General features: G+C 35.8%; 21 protein-coding genes and 1 pseudogene. 9 read left to right on the top strand and 13 right to left on the bottom strand.

Annotated elements, in window-relative coordinates:
* The first annotated feature begins 748 nt into the window (after positions 1-748).
* The 3 genes from F0362_RS06475 (at position 749) to F0362_RS06465 (ending at position 2108) form a co-directional block, all read left to right on the top strand.
* On the top strand, positions 749-943 hold the full coding sequence (locus F0362_RS06475; RefSeq protein WP_000443121.1) for a hypothetical protein: 195 nt from the start codon (positions 749-751) through the stop codon (positions 941-943).
* 32 nt (positions 944-975) lie between these two features.
* Complete coding sequence (locus tag F0362_RS06470) at positions 976-1182, top strand: hypothetical protein (RefSeq protein WP_000568080.1); 207 nt, start codon at positions 976-978, stop codon at positions 1180-1182.
* Between the two features lie 452 nt (positions 1183-1634).
* A complete protein-coding gene (locus F0362_RS06465) occupies positions 1635-2108 on the top strand; it encodes a hypothetical protein (protein WP_000846643.1) in 474 nt (157 codons plus the stop codon).
* Between the two features lie 327 nt (positions 2109-2435).
* On the opposite strand, the gene F0362_RS06460 is transcribed toward F0362_RS06465, so the two are convergent.
* The 10 genes from F0362_RS06460 to F0362_RS06415 all read right to left on the bottom strand — a co-directional run bounded on the left by F0362_RS06460 (position 2436) and on the right by F0362_RS06415 (position 8413).
* On the bottom strand, positions 2436-3677 hold the full coding sequence (locus tag F0362_RS06460; protein WP_001084157.1) for an ABC transporter permease: 1242 nt from the start codon (positions 3675-3677) through the stop codon (positions 2436-2438).
* Entirely contained in the window at positions 3670-4569 is a 900-nt protein-coding gene (locus F0362_RS06455; protein ID WP_000054721.1) for an ABC transporter ATP-binding protein, read from the bottom strand. Before F0362_RS06455 ends, F0362_RS06460 begins: the two co-directional genes overlap by 8 nt.
* Before the next feature lie 32 nt (positions 4570-4601).
* Positions 4602-4670: a hypothetical protein gene (locus F0362_RS30840; protein WP_131232464.1), complete on the bottom strand. Its 69-nt coding sequence runs from the start codon at positions 4668-4670 to the stop codon at positions 4602-4604.
* Positions 4671-5436: 766 nt separating this feature from the next.
* Positions 5437-6033: a DUF4878 domain-containing protein gene (locus F0362_RS06445; protein WP_000756068.1), complete on the bottom strand. Its 597-nt coding sequence runs from the start codon at positions 6031-6033 to the stop codon at positions 5437-5439.
* 168 nt (positions 6034-6201) lie between these two features.
* Entirely contained in the window at positions 6202-6747 is a 546-nt protein-coding gene (locus tag F0362_RS06440; RefSeq protein ID WP_001267648.1) for a hypothetical protein, read from the bottom strand.
* 80 nt (positions 6748-6827) lie between these two features.
* The gene (locus tag F0362_RS06435) at positions 6828-7097 is read right to left on the bottom strand and encodes a hypothetical protein (protein WP_001193096.1); all 270 of its coding nucleotides are present in this window, start codon (positions 7095-7097) and stop codon (positions 6828-6830) included.
* Between the two features lie 17 nt (positions 7098-7114).
* A complete protein-coding gene (locus F0362_RS06430) occupies positions 7115-7477 on the bottom strand; it encodes a hypothetical protein (RefSeq protein WP_149889696.1) in 363 nt (120 codons plus the stop codon).
* Between the two features lie 135 nt (positions 7478-7612).
* Positions 7613-7795 carry a DUF3976 domain-containing protein gene (locus F0362_RS06425; RefSeq protein WP_001178305.1) on the bottom strand — a complete coding sequence of 61 codons (183 nt, stop codon included), beginning with the start codon at positions 7793-7795 and terminating at the stop codon, positions 7613-7615.
* Between the two features lie 28 nt (positions 7796-7823).
* Positions 7824-8201: a hypothetical protein gene (locus tag F0362_RS06420; protein ID WP_001000064.1), complete on the bottom strand. Its 378-nt coding sequence runs from the start codon at positions 8199-8201 to the stop codon at positions 7824-7826.
* Positions 8198-8413 (bottom strand): helix-turn-helix transcriptional regulator, encoded by a 216-nt coding sequence (locus F0362_RS06415; protein WP_000428507.1) that lies wholly within the window; start codon positions 8411-8413, stop codon positions 8198-8200. Before F0362_RS06415 ends, F0362_RS06420 begins: the two co-directional genes overlap by 4 nt.
* Before the next feature lie 967 nt (positions 8414-9380).
* Here F0362_RS06415 and odhA point away from each other — a divergent pair.
* From odhA to F0362_RS06385, 6 genes are all read left to right on the top strand, one after another.
* Positions 9381-12248 carry a 2-oxoglutarate dehydrogenase E1 component gene (odhA, locus tag F0362_RS06410; RefSeq protein WP_000197130.1) on the top strand — a complete coding sequence of 956 codons (2868 nt, stop codon included), beginning with the start codon at positions 9381-9383 and terminating at the stop codon, positions 12246-12248.
* A gap of 130 nt (positions 12249-12378) precedes the next feature.
* On the top strand, positions 12379-13638 hold the full coding sequence (odhB, locus tag F0362_RS06405) for a 2-oxoglutarate dehydrogenase complex dihydrolipoyllysine-residue succinyltransferase (protein WP_000569924.1): 1260 nt from the start codon (positions 12379-12381) through the stop codon (positions 13636-13638).
* 125 nt (positions 13639-13763) lie between these two features.
* Positions 13764-15683, top strand: a complete 1920-nt coding sequence (locus F0362_RS06400; protein WP_001061534.1) for a putative thiazole-containing bacteriocin maturation protein — start codon at positions 13764-13766, stop codon at positions 15681-15683.
* Positions 15680-17629: a TOMM precursor leader peptide-binding protein gene (locus tag F0362_RS06395; RefSeq protein WP_000191878.1), complete on the top strand. Its 1950-nt coding sequence runs from the start codon at positions 15680-15682 to the stop codon at positions 17627-17629. The genes F0362_RS06400 and F0362_RS06395 overlap by 4 nt, the downstream gene beginning before the upstream one ends.
* A 15-nt stretch (positions 17630-17644) precedes the next feature.
* Entirely contained in the window at positions 17645-19186 is a 1542-nt protein-coding gene (locus F0362_RS06390) for a SagB family peptide dehydrogenase (RefSeq protein WP_001175562.1), read from the top strand.
* Between the two features lie 91 nt (positions 19187-19277).
* On the top strand, positions 19278-19868 hold the full coding sequence (locus tag F0362_RS06385) for a class I SAM-dependent methyltransferase (protein ID WP_000025730.1): 591 nt from the start codon (positions 19278-19280) through the stop codon (positions 19866-19868).
* 31 nt (positions 19869-19899) lie between these two features.
* On the opposite strand, the gene F0362_RS06380 is transcribed toward F0362_RS06385, so the two are convergent.
* From F0362_RS06380 to F0362_RS06370, 3 genes and pseudogenes are all read right to left on the bottom strand, one after another.
* Positions 19900-20310 carry a DUF3908 family protein gene (locus F0362_RS06380; protein ID WP_000996796.1) on the bottom strand — a complete coding sequence of 137 codons (411 nt, stop codon included), beginning with the start codon at positions 20308-20310 and terminating at the stop codon, positions 19900-19902.
* Between the two features lie 250 nt (positions 20311-20560).
* A pseudogene (locus tag F0362_RS06375) lies at positions 20561-21050 on the bottom strand (GNAT family N-acetyltransferase).
* 76 nt (positions 21051-21126) lie between these two features.
* Positions 21127-22461 (bottom strand): FAD-dependent oxidoreductase, encoded by a 1335-nt coding sequence (locus F0362_RS06370; protein ID WP_001110250.1) that lies wholly within the window; start codon positions 22459-22461, stop codon positions 21127-21129.
* Positions 22462-22647: the final 186 nt, after the last annotated feature.

The following is a 22647-nucleotide window of genomic DNA, read 5'->3' as shown; positions in this document are numbered from 1 at the left end:
TAGGGCATTACAGGTAGAAAAGCAATCTTTCAAAAAGTTTTTTAAAATTAAGGTTCTTTATCACCAAAGAATGTGTATATGGCGAATAGAATTATGAAAAAAGACATTCCTTGAAGGTTTAGCCACTTTACAACAATAAATGACCCTTTTATAATAAAATTAGTAAATAATTCATGTGAAGTGGTTTTTTCGTTAAAAACGTAATAAAAATACTTGATATACATAAACCCCCAACTTCCAAACCTTGACAGGGTGGAGGTCGTGAGTTCGAGCCTCTCCGGGATCATATCCTTTTGTATCAACTGTTGATAATTTCATATTTTGAGCAAAACTAACGGTGAGTACCGCTCAAGTTTTGATCGAGACTCCTCCTTTAACTCTAAATGAGAATGAAGGAGTTTTTTTATGTCTTTAACATACTTCACAGAAAAAGAAATCGTAAAAAAACGACAACCCCACAAACGGAAAACTAGCAAAATTTCAAAAGAATATTCTGTTGAACGCGTATTCGAAAGATTTATTGATAGTAAAGTAAAACAGAATTCACGCCCCAACATCATTGAATCAATTCCTTCTTATGTTTAATAGTATAAAAGCATTTCATGGAACACAAAATGCTCAAATATTCTATATGACCGATATTACAACAAATTTTATTTATGACTGGGTTTATTGATTAAAAAATGAATGTGTATGCTTTGATGGCCATATTTACGTGCATCAAGATACAGAAATAGGAATCAGAACAATGGAGCGCTATGTAGAAATGGGGCCGTTAGAAGATGCAAGTTTGGTAGCGGAAATTCTCAAGGAAACGAGATGCTGTGATTTACTGCATGTAATAAAATTGTTTGATTTTCAATCCGCTGAGCAAATTGAACATATCTCACGAGGTAACCCAAGCACCTACTCAGCACAATGGTATACAACGGTCTATGTTTGACATAGGCCCATTTTTTATAAGGAGTAATTGCTATGATCGACGTATATATAATGCAACCATTCGATAAAAGGGAATTTGCCAAAACAGAAATTTTATTGACTTCGGAAGTGACTGAAATATTGAGGATTTCAATGGCTCGTATGAATGCGCTATTGAAAAAGGGACAAATCAAACCCATCAGACGGACGAAAGGCACGAGTATATTTCTACGTGAAGAATGGTTAAAGGATATGGAATGAGGGTACAAATCTATAATTGAAGATGTTAAAAAATCGAATCATCAAAAAATTAAAGAAAATGTTAATGAGACTTTATCAGACTTAGCATGATGAAAAACGAACTATAGTATTGGTTCGTTTTTTATTATGCACTTTTGCATACAGGATTATTTTCTCTTGTAAATAGGTAATAGTAGTATATAATAAAAAAAATATTTTACCAATAAAAGGTAACGAGGAAGGTGGGATAAGTAAATACCCAAAACGTATTAACAGATTTATTCTATGTAAATCATGATACATATATGGAATCAAAACTATGGAATTTTATGTAGAGATTAGATTACTACACGACACAAGATTACTAGCGAATACATTCGAGGAAAAACAGCGTTCGATTAGATTCATGTTATAAAACTACTTAATGTGATATCTATTGAACGAATTGAGAATATACTTAGGAGGAATTTCAAGTGAAAACATTTGGTAAAGTATTATTAACAGGAGCTTTAGCTTTGGGCGGTTTCACGGTTATGAACATTGATACAACTAAAGCACATGCCGACGGAGCAAGCGAGTTCTGTCGTTATATCTGTGGACCTAGCGAAACGGTGAATGGTGTTACAGTTCAAGTACACGCTACGGAATACCGATTTGGGCAAAACGTAATTGCAAGAATTACAAATGACCGAACTGAGGATATTCATTACAATGTCAGCATCGAAAAGAAATATGGAGATAGCTGGGGAGAATATGATACTTTCTTCAATTGGAAAAATCAATGGGTTCCAGCTGGAAGTAATGATGAAATTTCTACTTTCACAGGATATGGCGAAGATATTGGAGATAATGGAACATACCGTTACAAAGTTGAAATTGTAAGCGCTGATGGTTCTGTAGATACAATTTACACAGCAGGAATGACAGTTATAGGAAGAGGAGAATAATCATGAAAAAATAAGCTTTTCGGAGCTTATTTTTTTATATACAAAATTGAATATTAATATTCAGAAATGGATAGGTAGGGAACGAAACAGTCCTTACCTATTTTATAAATTCCACGTATTTACCTAATGGTGCATATGTGTTTATGATCCTACTTCTTCTTTTTCTATCGTTTACAACATAAGGTTTTTTAAATTATCAACGCTTTCTAAATTGACAACACATTCTTTTATATTTATTTATATACATTTTACAAAAAAACAAAGAACTACATAGATTAACCATGTAGTTCTTTGTAAATATAAGTCTCAAAAATGAATGAGCTAATCTTATTTCTTCCCTAACTTGATTGCCTTCTTTATATTACTAAATGCACCTTTACCATATAATAATACGCCGCCGCGGTAAACACGGCTCGTTAAACCAATCATCATACATATTGTTGCTAATAGAATTGCTAATGTAAGCGCAATCTCCCATACTGGAATATTGAGGAATCCAATTCGTACGAGCATAACAATAGGAGTAAAGAAAGGTATATAACTAGTAACGGTAACAACCGTGCTGCTTGGATTTGACATTCCATAAAGTGCGATATACAAAGCAGCAATTAACATAAACATCAGTGGCATAACAGCTTGAGAAGACTCCTCTATACGACTAATAATAGAGCCGAGTAGACAAGATAATGAGCCATATAATAAGAATCCTAATGTGAAGAATAAAATCCCATACGCCACTAGAGTAGGAGCAACAGAGTTTAAATCAATACTATTTAAAATATCATTTTTCGATTCATTAATTGCTATTTTATACCCAACAGTTGCGACCAAGCCCCAAATTATCATTTGTGTAATACCTGCCAATAATGTTGAGAATAGCTTCGCATATAAATGTTTTGTAGGCGAAATACTTGAAACAACTAACTCCATTACACGAGAAGATTTTTCTGTTGCAACATCTGTAGCTAATTGCGCAGCATACAATAATATCATAAAATAATTTAGCATGATAAAGGTATTAATTAAAATTCCTACACCCTCTGTATGTTCTCCATCTTTAACCTTATCTGAAACAGTTTTGGTATGAATTTCTACTGGCGTCGTTAACACCTTTAATTCATCTTGCGATAGATTCAATTGCTGAGCGAAATTAGAAGATTGTATTTGAGATAAAATCGTTTGAACCTTGCTAACATCTTGCTGATTTACATCTGTCTCAGTTATATACGTAGCCTTTAGTTGTTTATTTTCCAATTCCTCTACAACGATAGCATATGAATAATCACCATTTTTAACGCCCGATTCTGCTTTTTGTTTATCCGTACTATGTTTAACATGCATCTTACTATCGACATTTTTAAACACTTGATGAATAGTTGTATATAATTCTTCTTTTTCTGTAACAATGACAACTTGCTCTTCCTCGTTACCTACAAAATAGTTATAAATTTTGTCAAAGTTCATCAGTCCTATAATTAACATAGAAATTATGATTGTAATAGCAATATATGATTTAGCTTTTACCTTAGATTTATAGTTTTGTAAAAAAATCGTCCAGAAACTATTCATGCTGTGCACCTACTTTCTCAATAAAGATGTCATTTAGTGTAGGCTCTTCCACTGCGAACTTTTTAACATACCCTAATTTCGTTATCTCTTTAAATAAAACATGCGAAACTTCTTCATATGAAATTTTAAGAGTAACTGCATTCTTACGTTTCTTCATACTTTCCACACCTTTTATTTCTTTTAAATAATCAAAGTCATGATCGCCAACGATTACAACATTCTTTTTACCAAAGTCACTTTTAATTTTGGCAATGTCTCCCTGAACAACAGATACTCCTTTGTGCATGATACAAATGTGTTGGCATAATTCTTCCACATGTTCCATACGATGTGAACTAAAAAGAATCGACGACCCTTGTTTTTGCATATCAAGAACAGCTTCTTTTAACATTTCAACATTTACTGGATCTAAACCACTAAATGGTTCATCTAAAATTAAGAGTTCAGGCTTATGTATAATCGCTGTTATCAGCTGAATTTTTTGCTGATTCCCTTTTGAAAGTTCTCCTACCTTTTTGTTCAGATACTCAGTTATATTAAAACGCTCCAGCCAATAGTGCAGTTCTTTTTCTGCATCTTTACTTTTCATATTCTTTAATTTTGCAAAAAAGTTAACTTGTTCTTTGACAGTCATTTTCGCATAAAGACCACGTTCTTCTGGTAAATACCCAATCTTATCTGTAACATCATAATTTATAGGTTTACCATTCCATGAAATGGTTCCGCTTGATTTCGATAAAAGTCCAAGTATCATTCGAAATGTAGTCGTTTTACCTGCTCCATTCCCGCCCAAGAACCCAAATATTTCACCTTTCGGTATCTCGATATTCAAATTATTCACTGCAACATGCTCGTCAAATTTCTTTGTTAAATCTTTAATTAGTAAACTCATTATCCACAACCTTAATTCCCAAGATGATTTATTTATACAATTGTATATCCATAGTCAACCACAATATTTTGCCCTCTAATGGCATCACTTTTATCAGACATTAAAAATAAGATGACATTTGTAACATCTTAAATTCCGAAAAATCTTCTATATGGTATCTTCTTTAATAACTTATTTCCCTCAAAGGACTTCAAATAGCTTTCGTTATTATCGTTTATAATATAGGACGATGGCACACAATTCACTGTAATATCTCATTTTTTATCCTTCAAAAATGAATCATTACCAACAAATGTTATATTTCGCATTATAAGGTTAGCATAAGATTTAAAATAATTAATATGCAATTTTGCATATTTTAGCACTCCTAATTATTTACATAGTGTTGACCACCTTTATTTAAAGAAGCCCCCACATTCACTTAAAACACGAATTTGTTAATCAATACTTTTTCTTTAATTTTTCATGGGAGAACTGAAATTAATTAGTAACCCTGTTAAACACCTAAATCTTATAATTAAACTAACTAATCTTCCTCTAATAAATTGTTGTCTTATTTAACTTCACAATTAATAGTATTCAGCAGGCATAGTCACAACATCTTCGTACATCTCCTCATTAAAACTGAAAGAAAACTAATTAAAATCTGGTCTAGAAATTTCACTTTTCTACGTTACAGGATCTGCCTAAGAAAACATCGAATACAGTATCTTCCCTGTTACAACTAGCTTTATGTTATATATTTATAAAAACATGATATAAAATTTTTAGAATGGATATCGTGAGTTCAAACCTCTCCATGGTCATAAAAAAAGACACCATATCACCCTACTACGTGATATGATGTCTCTTTTTTATGTAAGTCAATCACTTCCCACCAAACATCTTCTCCAAAGCTTTAGCATTCGCAAACAATACTTCTTTCAAGTTATCATCAGCAACGATTTTATAGTCACCATCTTTGTTTTTCTTTAAGTTCAATGTAACTTCGCGTGTTGCCATTATTGCATCTTTATCTGATAAATGTTTAATGATAGCTGATGTCATTGTTTTTTCGATTGCTTTTTCAGATTGCTCTTTATCTTCGCTAAAGGCACTAGCGAAGGCCATTGGCATAACTTCTCCCATTGCTTTCGTTACGGCAACAGATAGATCAGCAGATGTAATTTTCACTTTCACTTCTGCTTTATCATCTGTTTTTGATACTTCTTCTAGTTTTTCAAATTTAAAGTTTTTCGTAATTGCGCTTAGCATTTCTTTTGCTTCAGCATCATCTGTTTTTTCATTTAGTTTATTAAATTCCTTGTCACTTTCAACGAATGTACGAGCCTTCTCTACATCCCCTTTTTGTATTGCTGTTAAAAATTCTTCAGCAGTATCTTTCGGGTTTGCACATCCTGCTAGAACACCAACTGTTAACCCTATTACCATCATTAGTAGCAATAATTTCTTTACCTTTTTCACGTTCATTCTCCTCTTACCTTACCTTTTCTTTTCTAGTAAGCCATCACTATACAACAGTATAAAACTTACATTACAAACATTTTTTAGTATAACATTTATACGATTTATTTTCTATTCTTTCCCAAAAGATAAAGAGCCTTGTAGCATTTCTACAAGACTCTTTATCTTTTAATCCGTATCCGTAGCACAAATTAACCACATTTTATGCTCCTTACTATCTAATACCATCCAAGTAGCATCCCATACAACATCGTAAAACCAATCTGTCCAAGGGTGGTCACTTTCAAACACTTTAATATCTTCGTATCGATCTTGGAACATATATTGGCATACATTAATCGCTAATTGCTTCGCAGCAACCGGCCGTTCTTGAAATGCTTCATACGCTCCGCCCCACAAAATTTGAGCGGCAATGCTACCATCAAGCATGACTGCCTGATGCTCTTTAAAACGAAACTTATATTTATCTGATGTATGTATTTTTAATTCTTCTAAGTTATTGATTATATCTAAAGAGTTGCAGATTCTTCTGAAAAAGTGCTCGTGTCCATCTTCTCCATGTGGTATTTCTTTGAAAAAGTTTTCGTTATGTACTTTAAAACAGCTTATAACCGCTCCACCATTTAAGTTTTGTTTCTTATATGTATTTATAATTTGTTCAATAGATGCATGGTTTGTTTCTATTTTTTCAAACGTTCCTGCTCTCCATCTCATAATGCCACTACTCTCTATTAAAGATTTGTTATTTCATTATAAATATCAAAATAAAACCCAGCAACTTTAAAATTGCTGGGTTATCCCTTATTCATATTCGAAACAATAATAACAATTACGCTAAGCACATCATGCCCCGCTACCATCCACATACTCCTATCAAAAATCATCAATGATAACCAAAGCGATATATTAATAGCAGCAAATAATACATATAAAATGAAATCTCTCTTTTGTAGTGCTTCTCTATTCATCAAAATATAAATGAAACCGATAGGAGGCAGAATAAAGCAAAGGAAAAAGACAAATATTTTTCTTAACGACCACGGATATGAAGCTATTGTCTGCATATGAGTCTCCTTTTCTATTATAGTACTTGCTTTAACATCGGCCTTACTATTCTATATTCATCACCATAAGGTTCCTTTATGATTAAAGGCGATTGATCATCTTTTTTTTCTTCAATCATTGTGAATACTTCTGTTTTTTCTTGTAATGTATTAGATTCACTATTTTTAGTAGGTGCTTTACTTGCTTCAATTTTCTTTGTCACTTCTCCGAGCCTTTGCCCGACTTCTTCTGCTTGAGCAGGTTCATCCGTAACGTAGTATTCTTGGTCCTCCCATACTAATATAGGTGGTACTTGTTCTCGTGTGTTACATATTATATAAGTAATACTAGCTACAAGTAGTAGACTTGTGAATAAAAAGAAGATAGCTTTTTTATTCATATACTATTCTCCTTTTCTATTATTTTATTGGATTATACAATATAGCTTCCATGTAGTAAATGGTTTTTGTGGTAATTTTTAGGTTTTTATACAAAAAGAAAAACCTTACAAAAAGTAAGGTTTCATTTTTAAAATTTATAATGATTGAGTAATTAATACAATCATTACGATGATCGCTATAAACATAACAACTAAACAGCCAATCATTTTATAAAATCCTCGTTTCGTTAACGTCCCGCCTTGAACGTCTTTACGAATGAATAGGAACACCGCTAAAAATAAAACGATCCCCATACCAAAAGCATACATCATTTGCATATGTTAATCTTCCTTTCTCTCTTCCATCTTAATATCTTTTTGCCAAAACAACAAATGAGATAAAGACGGTACTCATTGTAAGTGCCATAAGTATATGTAATAGTTCAACCGCAGATAGTGTCATTACTTTTAAATTTAAGCCGATAGAGAAAAGGAGATAATACGCTGTTAATGCAAAAAAACTGAAGAACATCCCTTTATAACGAATGAGTTTCATTCGCTCATCTTTTTCTTTAAATTGCGGGTGTAAGTAACTTAAGCAGAAACACATAATCATCATTGCTAGTAACGTATAAGTAGGACTTGGTGGTGCTGAATGTGTCATTATACCTGCTAGTATCATAAATCCACTCATAATTAAAAAGATAATTCCCATAATAACAAAATACTTTTGTGAATCATTCATCCTTTCTCCCCCTCTTCTTTTCCTTCATAAATAAATACATGTTCTATCGTTGTTTGAAATGTTTTCGCTATTTCAAATGCTAATGGAAGTGATGGATCATATTTCCCTTTTTCAATTGAAATGATGGTTTGTCTGGAAACTCCAAGTTTCTCAGCCAATTTTTCTTGAGATAGTCCAAATTTTTTTCGATATTCGACCATTTTATTTTCCAAGGAAATTTCTCCCTCCTCCCTTATATCGAGTATATATGTAAAGTAAACTTTACGTCAAGTTTCCTTTACATATATTTCAGTTTGTTTCACGCTATTTATCCCGCATTAACAGGCAGTAAGACTCCCACCTCAAAATTCAGTGAATACGAGGAATTTAGGTGGGAAATAACTGCCCGATTGGTGAAGGCTAATAATCAGTGGTGGATGGACAAACCCCACACTGATTAAAGTTTCACTTTATTATAGAAGAAACTTTTTCAATTTCAGCACGTCTATTTTGTAATGCAACATGGAACAATGTATATATCCGTTACTATATCCCTTCTCCATTTTTATAAAAATTTAATATCTCCATATTTGTTTTATCCTTTTAAAATATTTCATTTGCCGCTTTATTAGATGAAATGCGTTATTTGTTTTACGGTATTTTTCGGCATATTAATAGAAACTAACGGTTTATGAAGCATTTTTTATGTTTAGCCACTTTTTTTGTAGAAATCCTTCGTTTTCCTTTCAATATTTAACACTACCGAAATAAAGTTTACTCTAAATTCATAATCTTTTATTTTTTATACTATATTCCGTTATATTGTTGTATAATATCAATGAAAGCGCTTATTATTTCAATATACATAATTCGAACTTTATTTTATCGAAACATTCTAACTATTATACCTATATGTAAATGCAACAATTATAGTTGTTAGTGTAGGTATACCAAATATATCCACTCCATTTTTCTGTAAAATTACTTTATAACATGAAAGATTAACTTGGGTGATAAGTTATTGTGAATGTTTTTTTACAAAACAGATAAGTAATAGTGTTTGGTATTATGTAAATTATTGTAATAACATAAGAGTAAAGACAACATTTACATTAATTATTAGTTCATCAATTATTGAAAAAGAGCAAAATGCACCTTTTGTATAGGAAAAGGATTATATGCATTGGGAGGTTTAAACAAATGACGAGGAAGAATACAACGACAAACCCTTGGGCCAAGTTCCATGGTCCGAACCTTGGTTATGTTATTGAACAGTATGATCTTTACGTAACTGGAGCAGGTTCTGTTGATCCGGAATTACAAGAGCTTTTTGAAATTTTTGGAGCTCCTTCGTTTCAAGATGATGTCGTAACAGGGGACAACACAGCAACACATTTTTCTCCTCAAAACACAGGTAACATTGAAAAAATTCTTAAAGTCGTTCAACTCGTTGAACAGATTCGTTCTTTCGGGCATACGTTGGCTCACATCAACCCGATGGAAGATGCTGCAAACGGACAATCTCTTCTTGAGAAAGCAATGAACGAATTGAGCGATGCTGACTTGAAAGCGATTCCAGCTAAAACAGTATGGCAAGATGCACCAGAGGGTATTCACACTGCACTTGATGTAATTCATAGATTAAAAGACGTTTATACAAAATCTTTAGCTTATGAATTCTCACATATACAAGATAGTGAAGAACGCGCGTGGTTGCATCAAATGGTGGAATCAAATTCATTGCGTCAACCATTATCAAATAAAAAACGAACTGCTCTTTTAAAACGTTTAACAGCTGTTGAAGGTTTCGAGCAATTCTTGCATAAAACATTCGTTGGGCAAAAGCGTTTCTCTATCGAGGGCGTTGATATGCTTGTACCAATTCTAGATGAAATTGTGCTAGAAGGTGCTAAAGGCGGCGTTGAAGATGTCATGATTGGTATGGCTCACCGCGGTCGTCTAAGCGTACTTGCTCACGTATTAGAAAAACCATATACTCACATGTTTGCTGAATTCAAACATGCAAAAATAGAAGGCGCAGTGGCAAATGCTGGCTGGACTGGCGACGTGAAATACCATTTAGGTAGAGAACAAGTCGTTGGGAATGAAGAAGTTAGCACTCGCGTTACATTAGCAAATAACCCGAGTCACCTTGAGTTCGTTAATCCTGTTGTGGAAGGTTTCGCACGTGCGGCTCAAGAAAATCGTAAAAAGTCTGGTCTTCCAGAACAAGATACTTCTAAATCATTCGTAGTTTTAGTTCATGGTGACGCTGCATTCCCTGGTCAAGGTATTGTATCTGAGACACTAAACTTAAGCAGATTGAACGCGTATCAAACGGGCGGAACAATTCATGTTATCGCAAACAATGCAGTTGGTTTTACGACTGATAGCTATGATTCTCGTTCTACGAAATATTCAAGCGACCTTGCAAAAGGTTTTGATATTCCGATTGTTCACGTGAACGCTGATGATCCAGAAGCTTGCCTTGCTGCTGCTAACCTGGCGATTCAATATCGTACGTTGTTCAAAAAAGACTTCTTAATCGATTTAATTGGTTACCGTCGCTACGGTCATAACGAAATGGATGACCCAGCAGTTACGCAACCACAAGTGTACAAAAAAATTAAAAATCACCCAACTGTAAGAGCAATTTATGCAGATCAATTACAAGCTGCTGGTGTTCTAAATGCAGATGAGGTTGAAACAATTACTCAATTTATACAAGAACAATTAAAATCTGATTATGCACAAGTACCACCAGCTGATACGAGCGATGCAACAATTCACGTTAAAGTACCAGATGTTGTTGCAAAAGGCATTCAGCCAATTGATACTGGTGTTGAACTTGACTCACTTCGTGCAATGAATGAAGGTCTATTATCTTGGCCAGAAGGCTTTAACGTATATCCGAAGGTGAAGAAAATTCTTGAACGCCGTAAAGATGCTCTTGAAGAGAACGGTAAAATTGAATGGGCACTTGCTGAGTCATTAGCATTCGCTTCTATTTTACAAGAAGGTACACCAATTCGTTTAACTGGTCAAGATTCACAGCGTGGTACATTCGCGCATCGTCACATCGTATTACACGATACTGATACAAATGAAACATATTCACCATTACATCGCTTACCAAACATTAACGCTTCATTCTCTGTTCATAACAGTCCGTTATCAGAAGCTGCTGTTGTTGGTTACGAGTATGGTTATAACGTATTTGCTCCAGAAACTCTTGTTATGTGGGAAGCGCAATATGGTGACTTCTCAAATACTGCGCAAGCATTATTTGATCAATACGTTTCAGCTGGAAGAGCAAAATGGGGTCAAAAATCTGGTTTAGTTCTTCTATTACCACACGGTTATGAAGGTCAAGGACCAGAGCATTCTAGTGCACGTCCAGAGCGTTTCTTACAGTTAGCTGCTGAAAACAACTGGACAGTTGCAAACTTAACGAGCGCAGCACAGTACTTCCATATCTTGCGTCGTCAAGCATCTATTTTAGGAACAGAAGCTGTTCGACCTTTAGTACTTATGACGCCGAAGAGTTTATTACGTCACCCACTTACGCTTTCAACTGCTAGTCAGTTAAGCGAAGGACGTTTCCAACCTGCTTTAGAACAAGAAAACCTTGGCATGAAACCAAATAAAGTTAAACGTCTTGTTTTAAGTACAGGTAAAATGGCGATTGACTTAGCAGCGGAAATCGAGTCTGGTAAACATGAATACAACTTAGATGAAGTTCATGTCGTTCGCATTGAACAGTTGTATCCATTCCCTGCTGAAAAAGTTCAATCTATTATGAAACGCTTTAAAAACTTAGAAGAAATTATTTGGGTTCAAGAAGAACCTCGTAATATGGGTGCATGGCATTACATGGCTCCAATTCTGTTCGAACTAGCTGGAGATACAGTGAAAACAGGTTACATTGGACGCCCAGATCGTTCTAGCCCATCTGGTGGCGATCCGTTCGCTCACAAAGCTGAGCAAGAACTAATTGTGGCGCACGCTTTAGATGTGAAGTATAACTTCCGTCAAGATAAACAAGAAATTGAAGTTTATAGCAACTAAAAGTAACAATGAATTTTTCCCGGCTCGACTTGGGCAGATATTCTGCCCAAGTCGAGCTAACAAATGGAGATTACCGAAGATTAAAGAAGACAAAACACACCGTTAGGCAAATAAGGGGAGGACATTTAAAATGATCGAAATTAAAGTACCTGAGCTTGCAGAATCTATTACAGAAGGAACTATTTCACAATGGCTTATCAACGTAGGTGACAAAGTTGAGAAAGGTGGCAGCGTTGTTGAGCTTGAAACTGATAAAGTCAATGTAGAAATCATTGCAGAAGATTCAGGTATTGTATCAAAGTTACTAGGCGAGCCTGGGGATACAGTTGAAGTTGGCGCAACTATCGCAATTTTAGATGCAAATGGCGCACCAGTGGCAGTAAGTACACCTGCACCAGTGGCTGAGCAACCAAAACAAGAAACAGCTGAAGCACCGAAAGCTGCTGCTCCAACTGCTGAACAAGCTACGGCTCTACAAGGTTTACCAAATACGAACCGTCCTATCGCATCACCAGCTGCTAGAAAAATGGCTCGTGAATTAGGAATCGACTTAAACGACGTACGTAGCACAGATCCACTTGGACGTGTGAGACCACATGATGTACAAGCTCATGCTGCAGCACCAAAAGAAGCACCAGCTGCTCCAAAAAGTCCAGCTCCTGCTCCAGTTGCAAAAACGGAATTTGAAAAACCAGTTGAGCGCGTAAAAATGTCCCGCCGCCGTCAAACAATTGCAAAACGTCTTGTAGAAGTACAACAAACATCTGCAATGTTAACAACATTTAACGAAGTTGATATGAGTGCAATCATGGAATTACGTAAAGAGCGTAAAGATGCTTTCGAGAAAAAACATGATGTACGTCTTGGCTTTATGTCATTCTTCACAAAAGCAGTTGTTGCAGCATTAAAACAATTCCCATTATTAAATGCTGAAATTCAAGGCGACGAGCTTATCATTAAAAAATTCTATGATATCGGTATTGCAGTAGCAGCTCCAGATGGATTAGTTGTTCCAGTTGTACGCGATGCTAACCAATTAAACTTCGCTGAAATCGAAAGCGAAATTCGTAATTTAGGTATGAAAGCACGTGATAATAAACTTTCATTAAAAGAGCTACAAGGTGGTACATTTACAATTACAAACGGTGGTGTATTCGGTTCTCTAATGTCAACACCAATCCTAAACAGCCCACAAGTAGGTATTTTAGGAATGCACAAAATCCAAGTAAGACCCGTTGCAATTGATGCAGAACGTATGGAAAATCGTCCGATGATGTACCTTGCACTATCTTACGATCACCGTATTGTTGATGGTAAAGAAGCAGTTAGCTTCCTTGTTGCTGTTAAAGATATGCTTGAAGATCCAAAATCATTATTATTAGAAGGTTGATAGACTAATAGTCTATTAGAGGCTGTAGAATAAATCATTCTACAGCCTTTTTTTATTGCGTTCATACGGGACAAATTTCATGACATAAGCTAATAATGTATGCTTAAAACGTAAGGAGGATTAAAATGAATAACCTTCCAGCTCATGCAAAGCTTAAAGCAAATAAGGATACTTTCTTCCTTCCCGACTCAAACGGGGGTGTCTATTTTCGAAATAACGCCAGTTCATTCCGCATGGACGGTGATGGAATTTATAACTGGATTGAAAAATTAATGCCTATGTTTAATGGTGATCATTCTTTAGCAGAAATAACCGATGGTCTTCCTCTCCCCTATCAACATCGTGTATTTGAAATTGGAGAGATTTTATATGAAAATGGTTTTGTTCGTGATGTAAGTCAAGATGCACCTCATGAATTAAACAGTGCATTACTCGATAGGTATGCTTCGCAAATTGAATTTCTAGAAGCTGATTCTCATTCAGGTGCTTTAAAATTCCAGACGTACCGCGCAGCAAATGTCCTTATACTTGGTTCTGGGGATATGCTTACTTCCTTAGTTTCTTCTTTACTAGAATCCGGATTACCTACATTTCATTACCTTGTCACAGATTATATGGAAACAAATTACGACCGAATTCATGAACTAGTAGAACGTGCATATGAAGTTGATGACAATGTACTTGTTCAAGAAATAGATACTACAATTGACCGCCCCCTGCATGAAGTGTTCGAACCCTTTGACTGGATTTTATACGTTTCTCAAAATGGAGACATTGAAGGCTTAAGAACAGTTCACACGATTTGCAAGGAAGTAGGAAAGAACTTCATACCCGCCATTTGTTTATCAACATTCGGTTTGGCTGGTCCTGTCGTAACAGCTGATCGTGAAGAATGCTGGGAATCAGCTTGGCATCGGCTACATGAAACTACTTTGCAAAATGAAAATGCATCAGCTCCTTTTTCACCAATTACTGGCGCAATGTTAGCAAATATAATTGTTTTTGAATTATTTAAACACGTCGCTGATGATTCATATCGAGAAAAAGAGCCACAATTCTTTTTATTAAACTGTGAAACACTCGAAGGGACATGGCATCCTTTTATAAAACATCCTCTCGCAACTGATGAAAGTTTTACAATTGATACAATAGAAAATCTTACCGAAAAACTTGCGCAGCGGTCCAACCAACATACTTCAACTGAATTGTTCCGTTTTTTCGACTCATTAACTTCTAAAGAAGCTGGTATATTCCATGTGTGGGATGAACAAAATTCATATCAACTACCGTTATCACAATGCAATATTCAAGTAGCTACACCACTATCCGATGGTCCCGCTTCCCTCCTGCCTCTTATGACTTGCGCTGGTTTGACTCATAATGAAGCTCGCCGTGAAGCTGGTTTAACAGGAATTGAAACATATGTAGCTGAAATCATTCATCGCCTTATTCCTGAACATAACGATATCGGTATTGGTGCTGGGGAAACGATGACAGAAGGTGTATACCGGGCACTACAACAACATTTAAACAATAAACTATATGAGCGGCAATCACATATGCTAGAAGAAATTACAACGATCGACCTAGCTGAAATTCATGATACACATTGTAAGTTTTATTACGATGCTCTCTCTACAATTCATGAAGCACCTAAAATAGCAATGAGTGAAGAGATTCTTAGTTTTCCAGTCGTTTGGGTCGGTGTAAATGATAGATGGTATGGCGCATCCAGTATTAATATGACGTTAGCGTTACGTAACGCACTACAACTATCTCTTCTTCACATTCAAAATGAAGAAACTCCATACAGAGCTACTGTTTTGCCTGAATCATCTATTATTTTATATGACACTGATTCTTTTCGAATAGAAATACAAGCGGACGAAGAAATTCCAGATGTGCAATCTTTACAGCTTGCCTTGCAGCATTTAGGAGAACATAATTTTTATCCATTCGTGTTTGATTTAGCGATTGAATCATTTTTGAAAGAAAATTTAGATGGTGTGTACGGGGTATTAATTGCAAAGGAGGACGGTCTATGACTCAACATATATTGCTTATAGGAGATGGCCTACTTGCAGACTATGTACATGATCAATTACGCAAACAATATTCCATCATTCGCCAACATACAATTACAGACGAACTCCCTGAAAATATCAACCTCGCTCTCGTATTACATGACGGCTCTCCTTCTACTATTCATCATGATGCTGAGCTTGTTTTTCGTTCCAATCATATTCCGTGGCTACGTGCGTTTACTTCATTTGGTGAAGGTGTTATCGGACCTTATATTCATCCTCTTGCAACGGGATGCACCCATTGTGCCGATGGACGACGCTTTATCGCCGGATTTGATCAACAAGAAATGTGGGAATTACAGCGGAAATATGCATTGAAATCAGAGCACGTAACGAGGCGTGATGTACGCGCCACCCAAAATGGCATTCTGCAAATGTGCCAGCTCATTCATGCTGAAACGGAGAAAATATTAGCTCACGGACATTCTTCTTTAGAAAATGAACTCATTTTACTAAACTTACAAACACTGCAATGTACGCGGCATTCTTTTCTTCCAGATCCTCTCTGTCCTATATGTAGTAATTTACCTACTGATACTGCGGATGCGGCACAGATTTCTTTACAACCGAGCTTAAAAACAAGTGCTGAAACGTATCGCTGTCGTTCTATTCATGAACTAAATACATTTTTAACGAGAGACTATTTAGATTACCGGGTTGGTATGTTGAATGGAAAAATGCAGCATTCTTTATTACCATTCGCTGACGTCATTATAAACATGCCGTTAATGTTTGGGAATGAAGGTGTTGCAGGTCGAACCCATTCATTTGCACTGAGTGAAGCAACTGCTATTTTAGAAGGTTTAGAACGATATTGTGGTATGTCACCTCGAGGAAAAAAGACAAATGTGCATGGTAGTTTTCATGATTTAGAGGATCATGCACTGAATCCCCTCACACTCGGTGTACATACAAATGAACATTATAATCGTGATAGTTTTCCGTTTAAGCCGTTTGATCCTGACTATGAACAAAACTGGGTATGGGGCTATTCTTTATCACAAAACAAGCCACTTTTAGTTCCAGAATCAATCGCTTATTATAGCCTCGGTCATCGGGATGCTTTCGTGTATGAAACATCCAATGGTTGTGCAATTGGTGGTAGTTTAGAAGAAGCAATTTTTCACGGCATTTTAGAAATTGTAGAGCGTGATGCCTTCTTGCTCACTTGGTATGCTGAATTACCTCTTCCCCGCCTTGATCTTAGCTCAGCAAACGATACGGAATTACAATTAATGATTCAGCGGTTACGCACGATTACCGGGTATGAATTACACGTTTTTAACGCGACGATGGAACATGGCATCCCGAGTTTATGGGTAATTGCGAAAAATACGCGTGCAAATGGAATGAACGTTGTTTGTGCAGGGGGCTCTCATTTAGATCCTATTCGAGCTATAAAAAGTGCAATTCACGAAATAGCAGGCATGTTACTAATAGCAGATGATGAGCTCGAGCAAAAAAGAGAGTACTACGAAAAATGCTTACAAGATCCTTATCTCGTTAATAAAATGGAAGACCATAGTATGCTGTACGGATTAAAAGAAACGGAAGAACGTCTTCATTTCCTTTTACGTGACGATGCTCCGGTGCAATCGTTCCAAGAAATGAATGCATTACAATCGTTTGATATGGATTTGACATCTGATCTTCATCAACTTTTAAATCGTTTGCATCAATCTGGGCTCGAAGTAATCGTTGTAGATCAAACCGTCCCCCTTATAGAGCAGAACGGATTACATTGTGTAAAAGTCATGATCCCAGGCATGCTACCGATGACGTTCGGTCACCATCTCACTCGTGTTACCGGACTGGATAGAGTGTACACCGTACCGATGACACTTGGATATAGGGCTGAGCCTTTAACAAACGAACAATTAAATCCACATCCTCATCCATTTCCATAGTAAAGGGGGGATTTCATGCAGCTAGATACTTTTTTACATCATCTCCATTTCACTATTGATGAAATTATGCCGAATCATGAGGTGGACTGGGAAGACGCACCGCTTCCTTATAAGTTATATCGAAATGTACCTGTCATCCCTCTCTCTTCAGAAATCCCAATATCTTTGCCGAACTCTTCTACTACACCTACTTTGGATGAGATTGGTGCTTACCTTTTGTATTCATTTGGTATAACCCAATTATGTCAGCTCAATAGCGAAAGAAATTTATTCCGGAGGTCTATCCCTTCAGGTGGTGCTTTATATCCGAATGAATTGTATATATATTTAAAATTGAATCATTATCCAGACGGCATTTACCATTATGACGCTGCGCATCACCGACTTATCTTACTTCGCGAAGGAAATTTTGATTCTTATCTTATAGACACACTCGGCAATCGCTGTAACATACATTCTTGCTTTGGTGCTGCATTTGTATCCACTATGTTTTGGAAAAACTTTTTTAAATACAATAACTTTTCGTATCGTCTGCAAGGATTAGATAGCGGCGTTCTCATCGGTCAATTACTCGAATGTGCGAAACAGTTCGGTTACAAAAATGGCATATACTTTCAATTTCTAGACCGTGCAATCAATCATTTACTCGGACTGACCGAAGGAGAAGAAAGTGTGTATGCTGTTATTCCTTTAAGTACAGAACCGAATATAGATTGGTTCCACGATGATTATCGTAAAAATAAAACCGTTACTTCTCATGACTTATTGCAGCAAATTCCACCTTTAGCACATGAGCATTTCATTCGTTCCAAACATGTGGAAGGATATCCAATGATAACAAAAATAAATGAAGCATCTATGATTGAATCGACAGAACACTTCCAAACACTAGCTCATGAAGAGTACTATCAACATCATGCGCACACTGTACAGCTACCGAAAGTAGAGCGTTTATCGTATAATTTCTTACAACTTTGTAAAGAACGGTACTCCCCTAACGATGACTTTACTTTAACGAAATGGGATGCAGCTGAGCTCGCTACTTTACTACAAGAAGCGAGTCTCTCCTTCCCCTATTACAACGACCTTGATGGCAAGTATATAAATGAAAATGCACGCGTCTCCTTATATGGATGTTTTTATAACGTAAAAACTATTGAAAACGGGGCTTATGCTTATAACAGTAAAACACATTCCATACACCCAATTCGGTATGGAGACCTTCGTTACCCCCTTCAGTCTAGTATGACGATGGATAACGTAAACCTTTTTCAAGTACCACTTTGCTTACATGTAGTTGGAAAGAAGGATTACTACACACGTGCATTAGGCTATAGAGGATATCGCATTCACCAAATGGAAGCTGGTATACTCGTTCATAAACTCGTTTTCGCTGCGACCGCTATGGGGATGGGTGGTCATCCGTTACTAAGTTTTGATACAAATTCTTGTGATCAATTGTACGGGATTGATGGTGGAAATGAAACATCACTTATTCAAATTCCTGTTGGGGCGTATCGAGTGCGGAATTGGTTAAAAGGTTCTTTGCATAATTAAAAGCACGCCGTCCACCGGCGTGCTTTTTTAAAGGACTTAATTTATAAAAAGCGAAATAAGTATATATTCTTACATAAAAGGAGAGTCTGATTTGAGCATTTTACAACAATTAATTCAGCAAGCAAAAAATCCTCGTGGAACAATTGGTTCTTCCATGCTTTGTATTATGAACGCTGCACATACGAAATTAACAAAGTGGGCGTTGCAAAAAGTGCATATAAAGACAGAGGCAGTTATATTAGATATCGGCTGTGGCGGAGGCAAAACAATACACACTCTTTCAAAAAGAACTACATTTGGGAAAATATACGGGATTGATTACTCCGATCAAGCTGTTGAAAACTCAAAAAAAGCAAATATGAAAGATGTAAAAACAGGGAAAGTAATCATTCATCAAGCTAACGTCTCCTCTATTCCTTACAATACGAACTTCTTCGATCTCATTACCGCCTTTCAAACTCATTATTTTTGGCCCGATGTTGAACACGATATAAAAGAAGTGCTTCGCGTCTTACAACCGAACGGATCCTTTTTATTAGTGGCTGAAACTTTCAAAATTCAATATCATATGAAGAAATTTAAAACGACGGAAGAATTAATAAACCTTTTTTATAAGACGGGATTTAAAAGTGTGAAATGTTATGAAGAAAGAGGTTGTATCTGTGTAATCGGAAATAAGTAAAAAAGCAGACCCTTAAGAGTCTGCTTTTTTACTAGATTACTTTAAAGATACTCTTAATTTGTCTTGCAAATAACCAATTTTTCGTACCATAGTTATCATTTAAACTATCTAAATTGATAGTTTGTCCGTTAGCAAACTTTAATTCTAACGTTGTATTTTTGTCATTTGTTTTTAAATTACTATTTGTAATGGCATCATACTTTAATTTTTCAATCTCAACATATTCGTCTTTTTCTTGTCCGATAACGACATGGTCTTGGAAGAAAAACAATACTTCTACTTTCTTACCGAAGCAAAATACATTTTTCGTATAAATTAATGTCGCATTATCAAGTCCGACACATACTTCTTTCATCTCTTCAACAACGTGTCCAAAATCTTCTTCCTGTCTTGCGTTTGATTCCGCAATCCATTCCTCGATTGTTTTCATGTTAATTGCCATACTGCGCCCCCTGGTTCGTTCATTGCTTTGTTAAAAAACAAATACTATATGACAATATAAGCGATACATACTTTGTTTTCAAGGGTGAACCTTATATTCAAAATAAAGTGAAACTTTAATCAGTAGGAGGGCTGTTCATCCCCCACTGATTATCAGCCCTCACCAATCGGGCGTTTACGAGCAACCCGACTCCCACAAATAGCGGGATAAAGCTAAATTTCAAAGTAATATACGAGGAACACTTATTTCATTATATTTTAAACGTTTGAACGAGGCATTCTTCATCATCAATCATTTGTTTTCGTTCATCAAATTCAATGTTTAACTCTCTATATACTTTCTTCCAAAACGAAACTGCCGGTACATTTTTTAGAAGTTCGATAACGAAATACTGTCCTCGTTTCTCTTCTAGTAAATTTTCAATAACTTGTTTACCGATTCCTTTTCCCCTATATTGATTCAATATGAAAATGTCATTCATACAAAAATCGTTTTCTTTCTTCAAAAATGGACGTTCTAATAATAATAAAAATCCTACAATACTATTATCAATTTTTATAAAATATGGAGTGATTCCGTCATTTTTCCAAAACAAGTGTAAATCTTTATATTCCAAAAAAACCATTTACTCCAATCGTTATATTAGTGGTGAATTTGGAAAGGTCATGAAGATATAATGCGTACAAATTACGTAATATTTCTTTTTCTGATTCTTGAACTCTTTGAAGTGCTACAACCATTTTTATAAATCGCCCTCTTTATTATTCAATAAAAAAGATTACTTCCCTTTACAAAAAAAGTAGCACTTTAAAAGTGCTACTCCGCTCTCCTTGCTGCTTGCTGAATTGGATCCCAAACGCTGTTATATGGTGGTGCGTAACTTAAGTCGACGTCTTCTAAATCGTGAATGCTCATTTTATTGAAAAGCGCCATTGCAATCACATCAATACGCTTATCTACACCTTCTTCCCCAATTACTTGTCCACCCAACAATTGCTTCGTATCGGAGCGATATAGCAATTTTAAGTAAAGTGGTTTCGCATTTGGATAATAGCCCGCCATATTTGTTGAATCTACTTTAACTGTTTTATACGGGATATTGAGCCCTTTCGCTTCTTTTTCATTTAAGCCTGTTCTCGCGAGTGTCAAATCCATAAATTTAATAATGCCTGTACCTAACGTACCTTTAAATGATCTTCGTTTATCAACCATATTGAGTCCAGCAAGTCGTCCTTGTTTATTGGCAGTCGTTCCAATTGGAATATGATCATGAATTTCTTTTATAACGTGATAATGTGTCGCGCAATCACCAGCAGCATATACGTCTTGCACATTCGTTTGCATATATGCATTTACTTCAATTGCCCCTTTATAATTTGTACGTATATTGGTTCCTTCAAGAAAATCAGTATTTGGCTTTACTCCGACAGATACTAAAACAAGATCTGCTTTATACGTACCTTTATCCGTTTCAATCTCCTCTACTCGCTCTTTTCCTCTAAACGCTTTTACATTTTCATTCGTTACAATTTCAATATGATGTTTATCCGCTTCTTTATGTATATATTCCGCCATATCTGCATCATAAATCGTACCGATATGATCATTTCGCTCAATCATCCTCACTTTTTTACCGAGTTCAACGAATGTTTCTGCCATCTCCAGTCCAATCGCACCGCCGCCAATAATTGTTACGTCTTCAACTTTGTTCGTTTCTAGCGTTTTTAATATACGCTCAGTATCTGGAATTGTTTTTAAAAGATGAATGCCTTGTAACTCTCGTCCTTCCCATTCTGGCATAACAGGACGCACTCCCGTCGCAATTAATAAACGGTCATACGTAAATTCAAAAACATCTTTCGTCTCCGTATGCTTTGCGTACACAATTTTCTTTTCCGTATCTACTTTCGTTACTTCATGTCGCACTTTCGCATCAATTCCGTACTTATCACGAAACGTCTTCACGTTACGCGCAATTAATTTTTCCGTCGAAGCAATAGCACCACTAATGACATACGGTAATCCGCACTGAGCGTATGAATAGATTTCACCTTTTTCTAACGTCACAACGTTTGCAGTTTCATCGTTTCTTACAATTTGCATAGCTGCACTCATCCCAGCAGCATCTCCGCCAATAATGACATAGTTCACTTTACCACTCCTTCTTTTTTACCTACTCTTTACAATTTCCATATTTTACAGAAATAACACCTATTCCCATTGTAAAGAAATAATATTTCATCTACAAATTTAGTGCACAAACCTATGCCTGAATAGGTAACTGTCGTGTCTTATAACCAACATGGTTAATATGCTATAACAGTAACTATTGAAAGT

Origin of the sequence: Bacillus sp. BS98 (assembly GCF_008432245.1) — a bacterium.
Taxonomy (GTDB): domain Bacteria; phylum Bacillota; class Bacilli; order Bacillales; family Bacillaceae_G; genus Bacillus_A; species Bacillus_A toyonensis.
This window is presented reverse-complemented; position numbering and strand designations above follow the sequence as displayed.

Excerpts from the sequence above, each read along its gene's own strand:
- F0362_RS06475 (WP_000443121.1), top strand. The coding sequence starts at position 749 with ATGGAGCGCTATGTAGAAATGGGGCCGTTAGAAGATGCAAGTTTGGTA.
- F0362_RS06470 (WP_000568080.1), top strand. The coding sequence starts at position 976 with ATGATCGACGTATATATAATGCAACCATTCGATAAAAGGGAATTTGCC.
- F0362_RS06460 (WP_001084157.1), bottom strand. The coding sequence starts at position 3,677 with ATGAATAGTTTCTGGACGATTTTTTTACAAAACTATAAATCTAAGGTA.
- F0362_RS06455 (WP_000054721.1), bottom strand. The coding sequence starts at position 4,569 with ATGAGTTTACTAATTAAAGATTTAACAAAGAAATTTGACGAGCATGTT.
- F0362_RS06440 (WP_001267648.1), bottom strand. The coding sequence starts at position 6,747 with ATGAGATGGAGAGCAGGAACGTTTGAAAAAATAGAAACAAACCATGCA.
- F0362_RS06435 (WP_001193096.1), bottom strand. The coding sequence starts at position 7,097 with ATGCAGACAATAGCTTCATATCCGTGGTCGTTAAGAAAAATATTTGTC.
- F0362_RS06430 (WP_149889696.1), bottom strand. The coding sequence starts at position 7,477 with ATGAATAAAAAAGCTATCTTCTTTTTATTCACAAGTCTACTACTTGTA.
- F0362_RS06425 (WP_001178305.1), bottom strand. The coding sequence starts at position 7,795 with ATGCAAATGATGTATGCTTTTGGTATGGGGATCGTTTTATTTTTAGCG.
- F0362_RS06420 (WP_001000064.1), bottom strand. The coding sequence starts at position 8,201 with ATGAATGATTCACAAAAGTATTTTGTTATTATGGGAATTATCTTTTTA.
- odhA (WP_000197130.1), top strand. The coding sequence starts at position 9,381 with ATGACGAGGAAGAATACAACGACAAACCCTTGGGCCAAGTTCCATGGT.
- odhB (WP_000569924.1), top strand. The coding sequence starts at position 12,379 with ATGATCGAAATTAAAGTACCTGAGCTTGCAGAATCTATTACAGAAGGA.
- F0362_RS06400 (WP_001061534.1), top strand. The coding sequence starts at position 13,764 with ATGAATAACCTTCCAGCTCATGCAAAGCTTAAAGCAAATAAGGATACT.
- F0362_RS06395 (WP_000191878.1), top strand. The coding sequence starts at position 15,680 with ATGACTCAACATATATTGCTTATAGGAGATGGCCTACTTGCAGACTAT.
- F0362_RS06390 (WP_001175562.1), top strand. The coding sequence starts at position 17,645 with ATGCAGCTAGATACTTTTTTACATCATCTCCATTTCACTATTGATGAA.
- F0362_RS06380 (WP_000996796.1), bottom strand. The coding sequence starts at position 20,310 with ATGGCAATTAACATGAAAACAATCGAGGAATGGATTGCGGAATCAAAC.